18 protein-coding genes are annotated in these 18611 nt (G+C 67.2%); 11 read left to right on the forward strand and 7 right to left on the reverse strand.

The genetic code is table 11. The annotated features are described in order from the left end of the window. Nucleotides 1-3 precede the first annotated feature (3 nt). Nucleotides 4-1539, reverse strand: a complete 1536-nt coding sequence (locus MELE44368_RS15210) for a molybdopterin-dependent oxidoreductase (RefSeq protein ID WP_128109263.1) — start codon at nucleotides 1537-1539, stop codon at nucleotides 4-6. A gap of 99 nt (nucleotides 1540-1638) precedes the next feature. Between MELE44368_RS15210 and MELE44368_RS15215 the strand changes: the two genes are divergently transcribed. Then, a complete protein-coding gene (locus MELE44368_RS15215) occupies nucleotides 1639-2406 on the forward strand; it encodes an SDR family NAD(P)-dependent oxidoreductase (RefSeq protein WP_128109264.1) in 768 nt (255 codons plus the stop codon). 72 nt (nucleotides 2407-2478) lie between these two features. Beyond that, on the forward strand, nucleotides 2479-4215 hold the full coding sequence (gene poxB / locus MELE44368_RS15220; protein WP_128109265.1) for a ubiquinone-dependent pyruvate dehydrogenase: 1737 nt from the start codon (nucleotides 2479-2481) through the stop codon (nucleotides 4213-4215). A gap of 117 nt (nucleotides 4216-4332) precedes the next feature. Here poxB and MELE44368_RS15225 read toward each other — a convergent pair whose 3' ends face one another. After that, complete coding sequence (locus MELE44368_RS15225; protein WP_128109266.1) at nucleotides 4333-5007, reverse strand: winged helix-turn-helix transcriptional regulator; 675 nt, start codon at nucleotides 5005-5007, stop codon at nucleotides 4333-4335. A gap of 124 nt (nucleotides 5008-5131) precedes the next feature. Here MELE44368_RS15225 and MELE44368_RS15230 point away from each other — a divergent pair, with 124 nt between their 5' ends. Both MELE44368_RS15230 and MELE44368_RS15235 read left to right on the forward strand, forming a co-directional pair. Further along, nucleotides 5132-5959, forward strand: a complete 828-nt coding sequence (locus MELE44368_RS15230; protein ID WP_128109267.1) for a class I SAM-dependent methyltransferase — start codon at nucleotides 5132-5134, stop codon at nucleotides 5957-5959. Nucleotides 5960-5971: 12 nt separating this feature from the next. After that, the gene (locus MELE44368_RS15235; RefSeq protein ID WP_128109268.1) at nucleotides 5972-7036 is read left to right on the forward strand and encodes a phosphotransferase family protein; all 1065 of its coding nucleotides are present in this window, start codon (nucleotides 5972-5974) and stop codon (nucleotides 7034-7036) included. Between the two features lie 95 nt (nucleotides 7037-7131). On the opposite strand, the gene MELE44368_RS15240 is transcribed toward MELE44368_RS15235, so the two are convergent. Next, nucleotides 7132-7884: a sulfite exporter TauE/SafE family protein gene (locus MELE44368_RS15240; RefSeq protein WP_206613774.1), complete on the reverse strand. Its 753-nt coding sequence runs from the start codon at nucleotides 7882-7884 to the stop codon at nucleotides 7132-7134. A gap of 217 nt (nucleotides 7885-8101) precedes the next feature. On the opposite strand from MELE44368_RS15240, the gene MELE44368_RS15245 reads away from it, so the two are divergent. Next, nucleotides 8102-8587, forward strand: coding sequence for a 2-isopropylmalate synthase (locus MELE44368_RS15245; protein ID WP_128109269.1), 486 nt, complete (start codon nucleotides 8102-8104; stop codon nucleotides 8585-8587). A gap of 31 nt (nucleotides 8588-8618) precedes the next feature. On the opposite strand, the gene MELE44368_RS15250 is transcribed toward MELE44368_RS15245, so the two are convergent. Continuing rightward, a complete protein-coding gene (locus tag MELE44368_RS15250; RefSeq protein ID WP_128109270.1) occupies nucleotides 8619-10097 on the reverse strand; it encodes a cytochrome P450 in 1479 nt (492 codons plus the stop codon). Nucleotides 10098-10215: 118 nt separating this feature from the next. On the opposite strand from MELE44368_RS15250, the gene MELE44368_RS15255 reads away from it, so the two are divergent. Together MELE44368_RS15255 and MELE44368_RS15260 are read left to right on the forward strand one after the other, a co-directional pair. Continuing rightward, nucleotides 10216-10857: a TetR/AcrR family transcriptional regulator gene (locus MELE44368_RS15255; protein WP_128109271.1), complete on the forward strand. Its 642-nt coding sequence runs from the start codon at nucleotides 10216-10218 to the stop codon at nucleotides 10855-10857. A gap of 14 nt (nucleotides 10858-10871) precedes the next feature. Then, the gene (locus MELE44368_RS15260; protein WP_128109272.1) at nucleotides 10872-11732 is read left to right on the forward strand and encodes an SDR family oxidoreductase; all 861 of its coding nucleotides are present in this window, start codon (nucleotides 10872-10874) and stop codon (nucleotides 11730-11732) included. Here the strand turns inward: MELE44368_RS15260 and MELE44368_RS15265 are convergent. From MELE44368_RS15265 to MELE44368_RS15275, 3 genes are read right to left on the reverse strand one after another with little or no spacing between them, the layout of a single operon-like run. Beyond that, complete coding sequence (locus tag MELE44368_RS15265; protein WP_128109273.1) at nucleotides 11729-12922, reverse strand: AAA family ATPase; 1194 nt, start codon at nucleotides 12920-12922, stop codon at nucleotides 11729-11731. The two genes, MELE44368_RS15260 and MELE44368_RS15265, sit on opposite strands and share 4 nt — an antisense overlap. A 3-nt stretch (nucleotides 12923-12925) precedes the next feature. After that, the gene (locus MELE44368_RS15270) at nucleotides 12926-13975 is read right to left on the reverse strand and encodes a DNA polymerase IV (RefSeq protein ID WP_128109274.1); all 1050 of its coding nucleotides are present in this window, start codon (nucleotides 13973-13975) and stop codon (nucleotides 12926-12928) included. Continuing rightward, the gene (locus MELE44368_RS15275) at nucleotides 13972-14580 is read right to left on the reverse strand and encodes a TetR/AcrR family transcriptional regulator (protein WP_064927556.1); all 609 of its coding nucleotides are present in this window, start codon (nucleotides 14578-14580) and stop codon (nucleotides 13972-13974) included. The genes MELE44368_RS15270 and MELE44368_RS15275 overlap by 4 nt, the downstream gene beginning before the upstream one ends. 91 nt (nucleotides 14581-14671) lie before the next feature. Here MELE44368_RS15275 and MELE44368_RS15280 point away from each other — a divergent pair, with 91 nt between their 5' ends. The 4 genes from MELE44368_RS15280 (at nucleotide 14672) to nrdE (ending at nucleotide 18595) form a co-directional block, all read left to right on the forward strand. Further along, entirely contained in the window at nucleotides 14672-15214 is a 543-nt protein-coding gene (locus tag MELE44368_RS15280) for an NADPH-dependent FMN reductase (RefSeq protein WP_128109275.1), read from the forward strand. 470 nt (nucleotides 15215-15684) lie between these two features. Continuing rightward, complete coding sequence (locus MELE44368_RS15285; RefSeq protein ID WP_128109276.1) at nucleotides 15685-15936, forward strand: redoxin NrdH; 252 nt, start codon at nucleotides 15685-15687, stop codon at nucleotides 15934-15936. A 65-nt stretch (nucleotides 15937-16001) separates the two neighbouring features. Beyond that, nucleotides 16002-16445, forward strand: a complete 444-nt coding sequence (gene nrdI, locus MELE44368_RS15290) for a class Ib ribonucleoside-diphosphate reductase assembly flavoprotein NrdI (RefSeq protein WP_046750617.1) — start codon at nucleotides 16002-16004, stop codon at nucleotides 16443-16445. Then, entirely contained in the window at nucleotides 16412-18595 is a 2184-nt protein-coding gene (nrdE, locus tag MELE44368_RS15295) for a class 1b ribonucleoside-diphosphate reductase subunit alpha (RefSeq protein WP_128109277.1), read from the forward strand. The genes nrdI and nrdE overlap by 34 nt, the downstream gene beginning before the upstream one ends. The last annotated feature ends 16 nt before the right edge of the window (nucleotides 18596-18611 follow it).

Raw genomic sequence — 18611 nt, forward strand, 5'->3', positions numbered from 1 at the left:
AGGTCAGGTGACGGTGAACGACACCGTGTGCCAGCCCGACGCGCCGTCGGGCACCGGGTCGGCGACCTGCTCGGTCTGCACGGCGCCGGTGTTGTCGGTGGCGCGCACGGTGATCGTGTGCGGGCCCGGTTCGGCCTGCCACGCGAAGCGCCACAGGCGCCAGGTGTCGTCGGAGTAGCTCGCGCCGAGGTCGGCCCGGCGCCAGCCGCCGGTCCCGCCGGGGCCGTCGATGCGGACCTCGACGCCGCGTATCCCGCGGTGCTGCGCCCACGCGACGCCGCCGAACGTCACCGGGCCGGCTGCGAGGTTCTGACCGCCACGGGGGACGTCGATGCGGGACTGGGTCTTGATGGGTCCACGCGCCGACCAACCCCGCTTCGTCCAGTACGCCTCGGCGCGGTCGAACCGGGTGACCTCGAGGTCGACGACCCACTTGGTGGCCGACACGTATCCGTACAGTCCAGGCACCACGAGGCGGGCGGGATAGCCGTGCGCGGTGGGTAGCGGTTCGCCGTTCATGCCGACCGCCAACAACGAGTCGCGGCCGTCGGTGAGCGCTTCGACGGGCGTGCCCGCGGTGAACCCGTCGACGGACGTCGACAGCACCATGTCGGCGTCGGGGTGGATTCCCGCTTCTGCCAACAGATCTCGCACCCGATATCCGGTCCACGCGGCGTTGCCGACGAGGTCGCCGCCGACCGGGTTGGACACGCACGTCAGCGTCACCAGCTTCTCGACGGCCTCGAATCGTTGCAGATCGTCGAACCGATAGGTGACTTCGCGGTCCACCATGCCGTGGATGGTGAGCTGCCAGTCGGCGCGGCTGAGCTGCGGCACGGTCAGCGCGGTGTCGATCCGGTAGAAGTCGTCGTTGTCGGTGATGAACGACGGCAACGCAACGTCTTTGGGCTGTACGTCGGGTCCGGCCGGGGGCGCCGCCACGTCGACACGGGGCAACGCGAAGGCGTCGCGATCGGCGGACACCGACGAGGCCAGGCGCGACAGCACCACACCGACCGCTCCGGTGACCGCGCCCGCGGCCAGAAACCCGAGGGTGAGCAGTGACAGCCGTCGACCCGGGTCGGCTTGGTCGTCGGCCGGCCGGTCGGTGACGCGTCCGCAGACGAGCAGGCGCAGCACGGCGACCCCGCACGCTGTACCCACCAGGGTCGGCACGACGTCGGCAGGCGTCGCTCCCGGCCGCGACAACACCGCCGCGCACCCGGCGGCGCCCGCCGTCACGATCGCGACGCTTCCCACCGGGACGCGGCGGGTCTCCAGCGCGGCGGTCAGCGCCGCGACGAGCGCGATCACGGCCAGGACCAGTACCGAAAGCACCAGCTTGTCGGCCATGCCGAACGTCGCGATGGCCCACTCCTTGACCGGCCCTGGCGTCACGTCGATGACCACCGATCCGACCGCGGTGCGGGCGTCGGCCTCAGGACCGAACCCGACCGCGAGCAGTTGCGTCACGCCCAGCGCCACCGCGGCCGCGGCGATGCCCGCCAGCATCCTGGTTTCGCGAGCCGGTTCGGCCATGTCGTCAAAGGTAGTGTCAGGAGGACCCGAGCGGGTCGCCGACGTATGCCGTCCGCTAAGTTGCTTTACGATTTGACCGGTTTTTGGAAAGGCGGCTAGATGGAGATCGAGGGCAAGAAGGCCATCATCGTCGGTGGGGCGTCGGGCTTCGGCAAGGCGACCGCCGAGCTGTTGTCCAAGCGTGGCGCGAGCGTGGCCGTGCTGGACCGCCCGCAGTCGAAGGGCAAGGAAGTCGCCGACGCGATCGGTGGGTCCTTCTACGAGGTCGACGTCACCGACTTCGACGGCACCGAGAAGGTGCTGCAGGAGGCCATCGACGCGCTGGGCGGTCTGCACATCATCGTGACGACCGCCGGCGGCGGTGCGGCCGAGCGCACCGTGAAGAAGGACGGGCCGCACAGCCTGGAGACCTTCCGCAAGTGCGTCGACCTGAACCTCATCGGCACCTTCAACATCAGCAGGCTCGCGGGCTGGCAGATGAGCAAGCAGGATCCGGTCGACGACGAGCAGGAGGAGCGCGGCGTCATCATCAACACCGCCTCGATCGCCGCGTTCGAGGGCCAGATCGGGCAGGTGGCCTACACCGCGTCCAAGGCCGCGATCGCCGGGATGTGCCTGACGATGGCGCGCGACATGGGCAGCCTGGGTATCCGCGCGCTCGCGATCGCCCCGAGCCTGTTCGCGACCGGACTGACCGAGGGCATTCCGGACGAGTTCGCCAAGGCGCTGACCAAGGATGCGGCGTTCCCGAAGCGGCTCGGCAAGCCGGAGGAGTACGCGAAGCTGGTGGCCGCGATCGTCGAGAACCCGATGCTCAACGGCCAGTGCCTGCGGCTGGACGCGGGTCAGCGCTTCGCCCCCAAGTAAGAGGTGATTTGTGTGCGTTTAGGAGCGCTTCAGCGCTCCTAAACGCACACAAATCGCATTAGGGTGAGCGGCGTGGCGACCGTCGCCGAACACCTCATCGAAGCTCTGCGGGTCAGTGGCGTGCGCCGGGTGTACGGCCTGCCGGGTGACAGCCTCAACGGCTTCACCGACGCGATCCGCCGATCGGGCGAGATCAGCTGGGAGCACGTCCGCCACGAGGAGACCGCGGCGTTCGCAGCCGCGGCCGACGCCGCGCTCACCGGCGGGTTGGCGGTGTGTGCGGGCAGCTGCGGGCCCGGCAACCTGCACCTGATCAACGGGCTGTACGACGCGCAACGCAGCCGGGTGCCGGTGCTGGCCATCGCCGCGCACATTCCCCGCACCGAGATCGGGTCGGACTACTTCCAGGAGACCCATCCGCAGGAGCTGTTCCGCGAGTGCAGTGTGTACCGCGAACTGGTCAGCACCCCCGAGATGGCCCCGCGGATCCTCGAGATGGCGATGCGCGCCGCCGTCGAGGACAGTGGCGTGGCGGTGGTCGTCATCCCGGGAGAGATCTTTCTGCAGCGCGCCGACGCGTCGGGCTGGACCGCGCGACCGATCGCCGCGGCGCGTTCGATCGTGGTACCCGACGACGAATCGCTGCGCCGGGCCGCTGCCATACTCAACGACGCGAGTGCGGTCACCATCCTGGGCGGGGCCGGGGCGGCAGGCGCGCACGACGCGCTGATCCAGCTGGCGGCCACCCTCAACGCGCCGGTCGTACATGCGTTGCGCGGCAAGGAGTTCATCGAGTACGACAACCCGTTCGACGTCGGCATGACGGGCCTGCTCGGTTTCGCTTCCGGCTACAAGGCCATGAAAGAGGCCGACGCGCTGCTCATGCTGGGCACCGACTTCCCCTATCCGCAGTTCTTCCCGGACCACGCCAAGGTCATCCAGGTCGATATCCGCGGGCGCCACCTCGGCCGCCGCACGCCGATCGATCTCGGGCTGGTGGGCACCGTCGCCGACACGGTGGCCGCGCTGCAACCGCTGCTGCACCAGAAGACCGACCGCCAGCACCTCGACCGCTCGCTGCGCCACTACCGCAAGACCCGCCAGGCGATGGACGAGCTGGCCGTCAACGACCGCGACCGCACCCCGATCCGACCGGAATACGTTGCGGGCCTTGCCGATCAGCTCGCCTCCGACGATGCGGTGTTCACCGTCGACGTCGGCTCTCCTGTGGTGTGGGCAGCGCGCTACCTCAGCATGAACGGCCGACGGCGGCTGATCGGCTCGTTCAACCACGGCACCATGGCGTGCGCGCTGCCGCATGCGATCGGCGCGCAGACCGCACAGCCCGGCCGCCAGGTCGTCGCGCTGGCCGGCGACGGCGGGCTGACGATGCTGTTCGGCGAGCTGGTGACGCTGATCCAGAACGCGCTGCCGGTCAAGGTGATCGTCTTCGACAACTCGTCGCTGAACTTCGTCGAGCTCGAGATGAAAGCCGCCGGCATCGTCAACTTCGGCACCGACCTCGTCAACCCCGACTTCGCCGCCGTCGCGCGGGCCATGGGCATCTTCGGTCGCCGCGTCGAGCAGCCCGCCGACCTGCATCAGGCGCTCGTCGACGCGTTTGAATTCGACGGGCCGGCCGTCGTTGACGTGGTCACCGCACGTCAGGAGCTGTCGATACCGCCCGCCATCACCGTCGAACAGGCTAAAGGCTTCTCGCTGTATGCAATTCGGACAATCCTGGCGGGACGCGCGGACGAACTGCTCGACCTGGTCACCACCAACGTGGCCCGGCGCATCCTCGACTGAGCGGCACCTGACCTTCGGCGAAACACTGTCTGCCAAACGAAGTCGCGGTTGGTGTCAGTCCGTTGTGTCATCAACGGTGTGCGGCCGTTCCTGGAATACCCGGTGTCACAATGACCCTCACGCCCGTCGCGGTACCGCCGAGAGTAACGACTGGCCGATCCACGTCGGAACGGCGCGGCGCACCTCGGCCGGCCCGGAGATCGCGACGCTGCCGTCGAGCAGCGCCTGCCGCCATGACACGTCGCCGCGCCAGATCAGGGTGAGGCTGCGCAGGCTGGTCTCAACGGTGCCTGCCACGTCGTAGCCGGGATCGAAATCGCACACATCGGCGTGCCCGTCGGCGACCACCAGCCACCACCGGGACGCCTTCGGTGCCACCTCGGACAGCCGAAACGCCAAAGTGGTGCGCTTACGTGGCCATTCGGCGATCGGTACGGTGCGGCGGATGTCCCACATCAGCAGGTGCGGGTCGAGATCCTCGGCACCGAGTTCGCCGATCCAACGCACCCCCCAGGCGCCGAGCGCGTCGACGACCTCGGCGAGTTCCTTGCCGCATTCGGTGAGCGTGTAGGTGGTGCGGCCGTCGACGTCGGCGCGTTCCACGATGCCGGCCCGAATCAGCGATTTCAGTCGCTTCGACAGCAGTGCCGGCGACATCTTCGGCACTCCGCGCCGCAGGTCGTTGAAGTGTTGGCTGCCGAGCAGCAGTTCACGCACGACGAGCATGGTCCACCGCTCGTCGAGCAGCTCCATGGCCTTGGCGACGGGGCAGAACTGGCCGTATCCGGGCATATGCGCACCTCCGGGACCAGAACGGGCAGTACAGATATCGAACCAGTCCCGGTACAGATTTGGTACTGGATCGCCGTGACCGGTGTGCGCGACGATAACTGCACCGCGCACGGAAGGTACTGCGATGAACGACCCCACCACCGCCGTCGCCGATCATCAGATCGCCGCCAAACACCGGGTCATGTGGGCGTCCGGTGACTACCCGAAGCTCGCGGCCGAGATCGTCTCGCCGCTGGGCCCGATTCTGGTGGACGCCGCCGGTATCGGCCCCGACGACCGTGTGCTCGACGTCGCCGCGGGCACCGGCAACGCCGCGATCCCGGCCGCGCTCACAGGAGCCCGCGTCGTCGCCAGCGATCTGTGCCCAGAACTGCTGGAGCACGGCGGCGGGCTGGCTGCCGAACGCGGCGTCACGCTCGAATGGCGCGAGGGCGACGCGCACGCATTGCCGTTCGGGGACGCCGAATTCGACGTGGTGATGTCCTGCATCGGCGTGATGTTCGCCCCGTTTCACCAACGGGCCGCCGACGAGATGGTCCGGGTGTGCAAACCGGGCGGCAGGATCGCGCTGCTGAGTTGGACACCCGAAGGCCAGATCGGTGAGCTGTTCGCCACCATGAAGCCCTACGTCGCGGCCCCACCGCCCGGCGCGCAGCCGCCGCCGCTGTGGGGAGACGAGGACCACGTCCGCGCCCTGCTCGGCGACCGCGTCGTCGACGTCGTCGCCGAGCGCCGCACCCTGACCGTCGACCGCTTCAGCGACGGTGCGGCGTTCCGCGACTACTTCAGCTCGATGTACGGGCCGACGATCGCGGCGTACCGCAACATCGAGGACGACCCGGACCGCGTCGCCGAGCTCGACGCCGCGCTCGCCTGCCTCGGTGACCGCTTCCTGCAGGGCGGTTCCGCGATGGAATGGGAGTACCTGCTGCTGACCGCGCGCAGAGCCTGACACGATGGCGGTATGTCCGACGCCGTGCCGCAGCTACCCACCCTGACCGACGACGACCAGCAGGCGCTGCAGCGCTGGGTGCGACAACAGAATTTGGGCTCGACCGTGACCGACGTCGAACCCCTGACCGGCGGCACCCAGAACATCGTCGTGCGGATCCGAATCGACGGACGGCCGATGGTGTTGCGACGCCCGCCGCTGCATCCGCGCCCGACGAGCGACAAGACGATGCTGCGCGAGATCGCCGCGCTGCGCACCCTGGCCGGAACCAACGTCCCGCATCCCGGGTTCATCGCCGGCTGCGACGACCTCGACGTGCTCGGGGTGGTCTTCTACCTGATGGAAGAGGTGGACGGCTTCAATCCCGGCGGCGAGGTCGACGAGGCCTACGTCCGGGACCCGGAGATGCGCTACCAGGTCGGCCTGTCCTACGCGGCCAGCCTGGCCCAACTGGGCAACGTGGAGTGGGAGGGCAGCCCGCTGGCCGAGCTCAAACGCCCGGGTTCTTTTCTCGAGCGCCAGGTTCCGCAGTTTCTGCGGCTGCTGGAAAGCTATCGGCACGACCGCTACGACCCCGCATCGCTGGCCGTCGGTGAACTGGCCGAGTGGCTGGAGGACAACCGTCCGCCCGACGGGCAACCCGGAATCCTGCACGGCGACCCGCATTTGAGCAACGTGCTGCTCCGGCGGGACAAGCCCGAGTTGGCGGCGTTCGTCGACTGGGAGATGTGCACGATCGGCGACCCGCTGCTGGATCTGGGCTGGATGTTGATCTGCTGGCCGCTGGAGACCAACACGATCACAGCGGGTGCCGCGCTGGCCGAACTCGGCGGGCTGGCAAGCCGGCGAGAGCTGCTGGAGGCCTACCTGGGCGCCGGTGGCCGCCGGACGTCGATGCTGGACTGGTATGTCGCGATGGCGTGCTTCAAACTCGGCATCGTGATCGAGGGCACGTGGTCGCGCTTCCTCGTCGGCCAAGCCAGCCGCGATGCGGGGGAGCGGTTACATGCCAACGCGCAGAACCTGATTGAGATCGGCACCCGAGTCGCCAAGGGCGACAACCCGTTCGGCATCTGAGGCGGCACGTTTTTCGCGGCGAGCAGACGCTTGCACCCCCAAGAACACCCGATTTTGGGGGTTTTCGCGTCTGCTCGCGGGACTCGGGAGGGGGGTCAGCCGCAGGTGTCGAACGCCAGCTTGACGGCCACCGCCAACCCGGCTGCGCCGATCAGCACCCGCATCGGTCCGGCCGGGGCGTGGCGGACGACGATCGGCCCCAGCCGCGAGCCGATGAGACAACCGAGGCCCAGCGGCAGGACCGCCCACCACTGCACGGGCGCGATCACCGCGAACACCACGGCGGCGACGAGGTTGGTCACGCCGTTGATGTAGTTCTTGCCGGCGTTGGCGTGGGCGAGCGTGGCATGACCCAGCCGCAGCAACAGCGCCAGCATCAGGACGCCCGCCGCGGCCCCGAAGTAGCCGCCGTAGACGCAGATCGCAAAGATCGCCGCGGCCTCGAGGACCACCCGCCCGGTGGGCCGTCGGCCGTCCTCGGCCGCCATTTCCGGCTTGCCGTGCGGCATCAGGATCGCCAGCGACGCCAGCCCCAGCAGCAGCGGCACGAGGCGCTCGAAGCCCTCCGGCGGCGTGGACAACAGCAGGACCGCGCCGAGCGCGCCCGCAAGCGCAGCCACCGGGGTGATCCGCATCAGCCACGGAATCTGGCCACGTAGCTCCGGCCGGGACCCCAGCACGGACCCGACCCCGTTGAACACCAGCGCCACCGTGTTGGTCAAGTTCGCGGTCACCGGCGGCAGCCCCGCGACGAGTAGCGCCGGATAGGTGGCCACCGACGCGAGTCCCGCGATACTGCCGGTGAGTCCGCCGAGCACACCCGCCGCGAATAGCAATGCCCAGTTCATCGGCCGCTCACGTTACGGCCTGCGAACCCCGCGGGCATGTCGTGGTGACTCGAGGAAGAAATGCGATTGCACGCCGGCTCACCGAGCGTCTAGCATCGGCACCGTGCCAAGGCGACTCGTAGTAGCAACCCGCAGCGGGGTCTGATCTCGACCGACCCCTCGCTGTGGGTCGTTGCTATTTCCGTCGGTCACTCCTCAGAGCAGAAGCCCGGCACACATGTCTCTTGCGATCACCACACCACCCGCGTGCACCGCGGCGGCGCGCTTCCACACCCCGTTGCCCCGCGGCCTGCGCGCACAGGCAGACGCGATGTCGTTCGAAGCGTTTTTCGCCGAATATTCGCCCAGCTCCGGACCGCTGCGGCTACGCAGCTGGACGTGCGCCGACGGCCACCGTCGGGCCACGCGGCTCGGTCCCCAGGCCCGCACCTACCAGGCGACGCTGGACATCGGCGACCGGATCACCACCGCGTCGGCCGCGGCGTCCGGGCCGGTGGCGGCGCTGACAGCGATGTTGTACGAGCACGGCATCCCCGTCGAGACGACGGCGTTTCACCAGGTGCCCGCCGGTGAGTGCACCGCGACGTTCATCCAGGGTTCCGACGGCGCCCGCTCGCGGTGGGCGATGGGCCTGTCGGACGACCCGACGCGGTCCGCGCTGGACGCGGTGATCGCCTGCGCCAACCGGCTGCTGACGGCATAGCTCGGCTGCGCCCGATCGCGCAACGGCAGCGTCAGTGCAGCGGGCGCAGCACGATCGGCATGCCGTCCATCGGCACCGGCATACCGGCGTAGTCATAGTGCGGCTTGTAACCCGGCCGCGGCAGCTCCAGGCGGTACCTGCGCAGCAGCCGGTGCATGACGGTCTTGATCTCCAGCTGGCCGAACACCATGCCGATGCACTTGTGCGCGCCACCGCCGAACGGGGCGAACGCATACCGGTGCTTCTTGTGCTCGGAGCGCGGTTCGGCGAAGCGGTCGGGGTCGAACTTCTCGGGGTTCGTCCACAGCTCGGGCAGCCGGTGGTTCATGCCGGGCCACGTCACGATGTTGGTGCCGGCCGGGATGTAGTAGCCCAGCAGGTCGGTGTCGCGGACCGCCTGGCGAACGTTGAACGGCAGCGGGGTGACCAACCGCAGCGATTCGTTGATCACCAGGTCGAGGGCTTCCAGCTTCTCCAGCGCCTCGATGTCCAGCGGCCCGTCGCCCAGCCGCGAGGACTCGTCGCGGCAGCGCTCCTGCCACTCCGGGTTGGCGGCGAGCTGGTAACCCATGGTGGTCAGCGTCGACGTCGACGTGTCGTGGGCGGCCATCATCAAGAAGATCATGTGGTTGACGATGTCCTGGTCGGTGAAGCGGTTGCCGTCCTCGTCCTCGGACTGACACAGCACCGAGAGCATGTCGGTGCCCCCGGAGTGGCGGCGTTCCTTGACCCGCTCCTCGAAGTACTCCTCGAGCACCTTGCGCGCCCGCAGCCCCCGCCACCACTTGAACGGTGGCACGCTGGTGCGGATGATCGCGCCACCGGCGCGGGTGGTGATGGCGAACGCCTCGTTCACCTTGGTGACCAGTTCGTGGTCGGTGCCGGGCTCATGGCCCATGAAGACCACCGAGGCGATGTCGAGGGTGAGCTCTTTGAGCGCGGGGTTCAGCAGGAACCGCGCGTCGTTGGCCACCCAGTCGTTGGCGACCACTTTCGAGGCCACGTTGTCGATGTGCTCGACGTAGCCCGTCAACCGGGTGCGGGTGAACGCCTCCTGCATGATGCGCCGGTGGAACATGTGCTCTTCGAAGTCGAGCATCATCAGACCGCGGTTGAAGAACGGGCCGATGACCGGATGCCAGCCCTTCTGCGAGTAGTCCTTGCTCTTGTTGGAGAAGACTTCCTGGGTGGCGTCGGGCCCGAGCGCCGAAACCGACGACAGCGCCGGGGAGTGGGCGTAGTGCACGGGACCGTACTTGCGGTACACCTTCAGCACGTAGTCGGGCCCGCCGCGGAACGCCTCGATCATGTGCCCGAGGATCGGCACCCCCGAGTCGCCCATGACGGGCTTGAGTCCGCTGCCCGCCGGCGGCTCGGCCAGCACGAACTGCGGCCACTCCCGCTCGGTGAGGCGCCGCTCGAGGGGGCCGAGCGGCAGGTTGTTCAACGTCGGGGTGAGCCGTCGTTTCGCCTGGTCGAGCAGATAATCCTTGGTGCTGATGGTCGCCATATGGACACTCCTGAAAAGGGCACGCGGTGGTGGATGTCACCTAGGGCCCATCCTGGTATTCTCTCTTGACGCCTGTCAAGTTTGGCACGGCGGCGTCGCGATGAAAAGGTCTAAAGCCATGACGGCCGAAGCACGGGAGACACGTCGAAGCCGCGGCGATCGCCAGCGCGACGCGATTGTGCGCGCCGTGCGAGAACTGCTTCAGGAAAGGTCATTCGCGGATCTGTCGGTGAGCACGATCAGCGAACGCGCCGGGGTCGCTCGGTCTGGGTTCTACTTCTACTTCGATTCCAAGTACGCGGTGCTGGCGGTGATCCTCGCCGAGGCCAGCGAGGAGCTCGCCAAGCTCACGCACAACTTCGCGCCGAGGGAACCCGACGAGTCACTCTCCGATTACGCCAAGCGGATGGTCGGCAGCGCCGCAGCGGTCTATGCGACCAACGATCCGATCATGCACGCCTGTGCGGTGGCCCGGAACACCGACGCGCAGATCCGGGAGATGATGGACGACTTCGCCGACGGCATCATCGACAAGATCGTCAGCCTGGTGGAGCAGGACGCCGACGCCCGCCCGGTCTCCGATGATCTGCCCGCTCTGGTGCGGACGCTGGCGGCGACGACGATGATGACGCTCACCCACGACAGCGCGTTCATCGGCCGGGGATCCGACCCGGCCCGGGCCGTGGAGGTCGTCGAGCGGTTGTGGTTGTACGGGCTGTGGGGCGGCGAGCACTTGCGCGAGGACCAGCCCGGCGGATAGGTATTGTCACCGCCATGGCGCAGCGAAGCGGTTTCACCGGCAAGCGTTGTCTTCTGACCGGGGCCGCCAGCGGCATCGGTCGCGCGACAGCACTGAAACTGGCGGCCGAGGGCGCCGAGCTATACCTCACCGACCGTGATGCCGAGGGTCTGGAAAAGACGGTTGCAGACGCGAAGGCGTTGGGCGGGACCGTGGCCGAACACCGAGCGCTCGACATCTCCGACTACGACGCGGTGGTGGCCTTCGCCGCCGACATCCACGCCGACCATCCCGCGATGGATGTGGTGATGAACATCGCCGGGGTGTCGGCCTGGGGCACGGTATCGACCCTGACGCATCAACATTGGAAGTCGATGATCGACATCAACCTGATGGGGCCGATTCACGTCATCGAGGCGTTCGTTCCGCCGATGGTCGCGGCGGGCAGGGGTGGACACCTGGTCAACGTGTCCTCGGCGGCGGGGTTGGTGGCGTTGCCGTGGCACGCCGCTTACAGCGCAAGCAAATACGGGCTGCGCGGTCTGTCCGAGGTGCTGCGGTTCGATCTCGCCCGACACCGCATCGGGGTTTCGGTCGTGGTTCCCGGGGCGGTGAAAACCCCTCTGGTGCAAACGGTTCAGATCGCCGGCGTGGACCGTGAGGACCCGCGGGTGAAGAAGTGGACGGACCGGTTCAGCGGGCATGCGGTCTCACCGGAGCACGCCGCCGAGTGCATCCTCAAAGGGGTGCGGCGCAACCGGTTCCTGATCTACACCTCGTTCGACATCCGGGCGCTGTATCTGTTCAAGCGGGTCGCATGGTGGCCGTACAGCGTCGCGATGCGCCAGGCCAACGTGTTGTTCACCAAGGCGTTGCGACCCGCCGCACGGCGCTAGCGTCTGCCCCAGTCCCACGGCGGGGCGGTCAGCAGACCCAGCCCCTCGACGCGGGTTTCGCCCATTTCCTTGTACAGACCGATCTCGACGACGTCGGCCTCGTCACCGTCGGCCGCATCGGCGACGGGGACGGTGTCCAGGAACTCCAGCAGTGTCTTGGAGTGGGTGACGACCACGACCTGCGCCGTGGTGGCGGCGGCGCGGATCAACGACGCCAGTGGACCGACCAGATCGGGGTGCAACGAGGTCTCCGGTTCGTTGAGCACCATCAGAGACGGTGGCCGTGGACTCGACAGCGCGGCGGCCCACAGCAGGAATCGCAGTGTGCCGTCGGACAATTCGGCGGCGCGCAACGGACGTAACATGCCGCGCTGGTGCAGTTGCAGGTCGAAAAGGCCGTCGTGCACGGTCACCGACACCGTCGCGCCCTCGAACGCGTCTGCGACGGCACGTTGCAGATCGTCGAACCCGGCCTCGATGATCGTCTGGATCGCTGCCGCCAGGTCGCTGCCGTCGTCGGACAGTACGGGTGTGCGGGTACCGACGTGGCGTTGGCGCGACGGCGCGGACGCGTCGACCCGGAAGCCGTCGTAGAACCGCCAGTCGCGCAGCCGATCACGCACCGCCGCAAGCTCGGGATGCGCGCCGGGGTGGGCGTACTCGGCGAGCACGCTGCGGTACGGCGGCAGCGCCTGCGACAGCGTGTCGAATCCGCGGCCCGATTCCGCACGCGCCTCGGCGTAGTCGCGGGTGCGACGCACCAGCGTCGTGCCGGCCCGCATCACCGGGCCTGCGAACACCGCCTCGCGTTTGATCTCCGGGTCACGCGCGAACAGCGACTTGTGCCCGGCCATCTGGGGCAGCCCGAGATCGACCAGATAGCCGAAATCGTCGGAGGCGAAGCCGAGTTCCAGCGAGACGGGCCCGGAGCGGGTGGTGCCCTCCACGCGGCCCGTCCGTCGCGCCGCGCCGAGTTCCTCGGGACCGGCCCACAGCACCGATTCCAGCCCGCCCTCGCGTGCCAGTGAGCCGATCACCTCACCGCGTCCGCAATCGGCCAGCAGCCGCAGCGCGCGGTACAGCGACGACTTGCCGGTGCCGTTGGCGCCGGTGACCACGGTCAGGCGGGCGAGCGGCAACACGATGTCGCGAAGCGACCGATAGCCGCGAATGGCAACCGTGTGCAGCATTCTTCAGTACCCGCCGTCTGGCGGCGCCAGTTCCAGTCGCACACCGAGCAGCCGCACCGGCCGATCCAGTTCGAACTGGCCGAGCAGATCAAGCGCGGTCGCCGTGACGATCTGCGGATCGACGGTCTGCACGGGCAGTTTGCGAATCTTGGTCCTGGTGTAGAAGGTCTTGGTCCGCACCGTCACCGCCACCCGGGTGACGGTTCGGTCCTGCTCTACCACCTCGGCCAGCGTCCGTTGTGCGAGATCGACGACGGCGGCATCCATTTCGCTGCGGTCGGTGAGATCCGTGGGAAAGGTGACGACGTGGCTGCGTGAGCGTGGCACCCAGGGCGTTGCGCTGACCTCGGTGTCTCCGCCCCCCTTGGCCAGCAGCAGAATCCAGAGACCCGTCGTCGGCCCGAACGTCGACGTCAGCGTGGTGGCGTCGGTGGCGGCCAGATCGGCGACGGTGGTGATGCCCATCGTGGCAAGCCTTTTGGCGGTCTTGGGCCCGACGCCCCACAATGCGTCGACCTCGCGGTCACCCATCACCGCCATCCAGTTCTCGTCGGTCAGCACGAAGACACCCGCCGGCTTGCCGAACCCGGTCGCGACCTTGGCCCGCTGCTTGTTGTCGCTGATGCCGACCGAACACGACAGGCTCGTTTCGGCGGGCACCATGTAGCGGATCCGTTCGGCCAGATCGACGGCGTCGGCGACGTCGTCGAGGTCGGCCCCGACATACGCCTCGTCCCAGCCCCAGACCTCCACGGGATGGCCGAAGTCACGCAGCAGCCCCATCACCTCCTCGGAGGCGGCGTCGTAGGCGTCGGTGTCCAACGGCAGGAACGTCGCCTCCGGGCACTTGCGGGCCGCGGTGCGCAGCGGCATGCCCGCGTGCACCCCGGACTTGCGCGCCGGATACGACGCGCAGGTCACCACCTTGCGGGGTTCGTCGGGAATACCGTTGCCGCCGACGATGATCGGCAGACCGTCCAGCTCCGGGCGCCGGCGTACCTCCACGGCGGCCTGAAACTGGTCGAGATCGACGTGCAGGACCCAGCGCTTCATTTCCCGCACAGTTTGCGCGCCACCGATTCCCATGCATCACCGAGGCTCTCCAACGTCTCGCCGCGCTCGGTGAGTTGATGATGCACGTAATCCGGGTCGAGCAGCGCGAGCAGGGCGGCGGCCTGCGCGTCGAGGTCCCCGGTGGTGCCCGCGTCCTCCAACAGCACCCTGACGTGACGGTGATGCAGCGTGGCCGGCGGGCTGAACCGCGTCTGCGGATCCCGGTTGGCATCGGACATCAAGGCGTGGTGGGTGTGGACGAATTCGAGCCGGCTGCGCCCGTATGCCAACAGCCGCTCCAGCGGCGGCGCGCCGGGACCGAGCGGGGGAGGCCCGAACATGAACGCCTGTTGCGCGGTCTTCTCGTCCTCGTCGAGCAGCACGATCATCAGACCCGCCCGGCTGCCGAACCGGCGGAACAGCGTGCCCTTGCCGACACCGGCGGCCGCGGCGATGTCGTCGGTGCTGACCGCGTCGGCGCCGCGCTCGGCGATGAGGCGGCGCGCGGCTTCGAGAATCAGCGTGCGGTTGCGCGCGGCGTCGCCGCGCTCCTGCGGCGCTTGGTCGGTGACCGACAGCTCAACGAGGGGACGAGGCGCGGCCATCGCACCAGTTTAGGTCAGCTGGAATTAATCGGACCCTAGTCCGGTTCTGCTGTGTGAAAATTCTTTCGACCTGACCGAAAGGGACGCGACCATGTCGGACATCAAGGTGCTGGTGCTGGTGGGCAGCCTGCGGGCGGCCTCGATCAATCGCCAGCTGGCCGAACTGGCGGCCGAAACCGCCCCGGAGGGGGTGACCCTGCGGCTCTTCGACCGGCTTGGGGAGCTGCCGTTCTACAACGAGGACATCGACACCGACGCGGTTCCCGAGCCGGTCGCCGCGGTGCGCCAGGCGGCCGCCGAGTCCGACGCCGCCCTCGTCATCACCCCGGAGTACAACGGCTCGACTCCCGGTGTGCTCAAGAACGCGATCGACTGGTTGTCGCGGCCGTTCGGCGTGGGTGCGCTGCAGGACAAGCCGCTCGCCGTGGTCGGGGCGGCGCGGGGTCGATACGGCGGGGTGTGGGCGCAGGACGAGACGCGCAAGTCCTTCGGGATCGCTGGCGCGCGCGTGATCGGGGATCTGCAGCTGTCGGTGCAGACCACCGCGTTCGACGGTAAGCATCCCCGCGAGAACGCCGAAGTGGCGGCCAACCTGCGCGACATCGTCGGAAAGTTGGCTGCAGAGGTCGGTTAGCCGGTGCGCGCGATAATCGTCGGCCGGGCCCGTCCGGGTCGGCCGACGGTTTGCTGAGAGGGGTGCGCGAGGGGCCGGCGCGCGGGGGATGTCGGTGCCGGATGGTAGACCGGTGGGTGTGACGTACGTGAGATCTTCGGGCGCCGAAAGTGTGATATGCGACACGCCGATCGTGTCGCAGGCGACGGCTTACGACCTGGGAATTTCAAAAATGTCATTCAGAACATCTGGTATACCTTCGCAATGTCGGACACTAGGTGTAGTGTTTCGAGCACCGACAGACACCGCGGTACACGTACCGCCCAGGGTCAGCCGGAGCCCCCGAATTCGGTGCAGTCGGTTTCCCGACAGTCCGGGAGAGGGAGAACCGGTCAGCCAGGAATCACGGAGGTCTGCGGGCCGCTGGAATGTAGTACCCGACGAGTTGCCAGTCTCAGTGCAGTGACAGTTGTAGAGGAGCCGTACCGAAGATGAGTCAGCCATCGATCACCGTGTACACCAAGCCCGCATGCGTGCAGTGCAACGCCACGTACAAGGCGCTGGACAAGCAGGGCATCGCCTACCAGACGGTTGACATCAGCCTCGACACCGAGGCCCGCGACTACGTGATGGCACTGGGCTACCTGCAGGCGCCGGTCGTCGTGGCGGGTAACGACCACTGGTCGGGATTCCGGCCCGACCGGATCAAGGCGCTGGCGGGCACGGCCGCGGCTACGGCATAACCGCCCCCGGCGGCACAGACATAGAGGTATCCGGACACACCAAGACGCACGGGAAGGAGTCGATGATGAGCAATCTCGTCTACTTCTCCAGCGTGTCGGAAAACACCCACCGCTTCGTCGAGAAGCTGGGGCTGCCGGCGATCCGGATCCCGCTGCACGGACGCATCGAGGTCGACGAACCTTACGTGCTGGTGCTTCCCACCTACGGCGGCGGGCGCGCCACACCCAACATCAACGACGGTGGCTATGTCCCCAAACAGGTCATCGCGTTCTTGAACAACGAACACAACCGGTCGTTGCTCCGCGGCGTCATCGCCGCGGGCAACAACAACTTCGGCGCGGAATTCGCGTACGCCGGCGACGTGGTGTCCCGCAAGTGCGGGGTGCCGTATCTGTACCGCTTTGAACTCATGGGAACCCCCGACGACGTGGAAGCCGTACGTGCGGGCTTGGAAGACTTTTGGAAGGACCAGACGTGCCACCAACCGTCACAGATGCAGAGCCTGTAACCACCACCCCCTCCACCGGCGGCGCCCATACGCTGCCCGGGGAAACGGATTACCACGCGCTCAACGCGATGCTGAATCTGTACGACGCCGACGGCAAGATTCAGTTCGACAAGGACCGGGAAGCCGCGCATCAGTTCTTCCGCGAGCACGTCAACCAGAACACGGTGTTCTTCCATGACATCGACGAGAAGCTCGACTACCTGATCCAGCAGAACTACTACGAACGCGAGGTGCTCGACCAGTACTCGCGCAACTTCGTCAAGACGCTGATCGACCGGGCGTACGCGAAGAAGTTCCGGTTCCCCACGTTCCTCGGCGCGTTCAAGTACTACACCAGCTACACGCTGAAGACCTTCGACGGCAAGCGATACCTGGAGCGCTTCGAGGACCGCGTCGTGATGGTGTCGTTGACGCTTGCCGCCGGCGACACCAAGCTGGCCGAGCAGCTGGTCGACGAGATCATGGACGGCCGGTTCCAGCCGGCCACCCCGACGTTCCTCAACTCGGGCAAGAAGCAGCGCGGCGAACCGGTGAGCTGCTTCCTGTTGCGCATCGAGGACAACATGGAGTCCATCGGCCGCTCGATCAACTCCGCGCTGCAGCTGTCCAAGCGTGGTGGCGGGGTCGCGTTGCTGCTGACCAACATTCGTGAGCACGGCGCGCCGATCAAGAACATCGAGAACCAGTCCTCGGGCGTCATCCCGATCATGAAGCTGCTGGAGGACTCGTTCTCCTACGCCAACCAGCTGGGCGCCCGCCAGGGCGCCGGGGCGGTGTACCTGCATGCCCACCATCCCGACATCTACCGCTTCCTGGACACCAAGCGGGAGAACGCCGACGAGAAGATCCGCATCAAGACGCTGTCGCTGGGTGTGGTGATTCCGGACATCACGTTCGAGTTGGCCAAGAAGAACGAAGACATGTACCTGTTCTCGCCGTACGACGTCGAGCGGGTCTACGGGCTGCCGTTCGCCGACATCTCGGTGACCGAGAAGTACTACGAGATGGTCGACGACGCGCGCATCCGCAAGACGAAGATCAAGGCGCGCGAGTTCTTCCAGACGCTGGCCGAGCTGCAGTTCGAGTCGGGCTATCCCTACATCATGTTCGAAGACACCGTCAACCGAGCCAACCCGATTGATGGCAAGATCACCCATTCCAACCTATGCTCGGAGATCCTGCAGGTCTCCACGCCGTCGGTGTTCAACGAGGACTTGACCTACGCCCATGTGGGCAAGGACATTTCGTGCAACCTCGGTTCGCTGAACATCGCCAAGGCGATGGACTCGCCGGACTTCGCGCAGACCGTCGAGGTAGCGATCCGGGCGCTGACGGCCGTCTCCGACCAGACCCACATCTACTCGGTGCCGTCGATCGAGCAGGGCAACAACGACTCCCACGCGATCGGACTGGGGCAGATGAACCTGCACGGGTATCTGGCCCGGGAGCGGATCTTCTACGGCTCCGAAGAGGGCATCGACTTCACAAACATGTACTTCTACACCGTGTGCTACCACGCACTGCGGGCGTCGAACAAGATCGCGATCGAACGCGGCGCCCACTTCAAGGGCTTCGAGCGCTCCAAGTACGCCACCGGTGAGTTCTTCGACAAGTACACCGACCAGGTGTGGGAGCCGAAGACCGACAAGGTCCGGAAGCTGTTCGCCGACGCGGGCATTCGCATTCCGACCCAGGAGGATTGGAAGCGACTCAAGGCCTCGGTGCAGGAGCACGGCATCTACAACCAGAACCTGCAGGCGGTGCCGCCGACGGGGTCGATCAGCTACATCAACCACTCGACGAGCTCGATCCATCCGATCGCATCCAAGATCGAGATCCGCAAGGAAGGCAAGATCGGGCGGGTCTACTATCCGGCGCCGTACATGACCAACGACAACCTGGAGTACTTCCAGGACGCCTACGAGATCGGCTACGAGAAGGTCATCGACACCTACGCCGCCGCGACGCAGCACGTGGACCAGGGGCTCTCGCTGACGCTGTTCTTCAAGGACACCGCGACCACGCGAGACGTCAACAAGGCCCAGATCTACGCTTGGCGCAAGGGAATCAAGACGCTGTACTACATCCGGCTCCGCCAGATGGCGCTGGAAGGCACCGAGGTCGAGGGCTGCGTCTCCTGCATGCTGTAGCGCTCGGACGCCGAGA

It is taken from the genome of Mycolicibacterium elephantis DSM 44368, from assembly GCF_004014805.1.
In the GTDB taxonomy this organism is placed as follows: Bacteria; Actinomycetota; Actinomycetes; order Mycobacteriales; family Mycobacteriaceae; genus Mycobacterium; species Mycobacterium elephantis.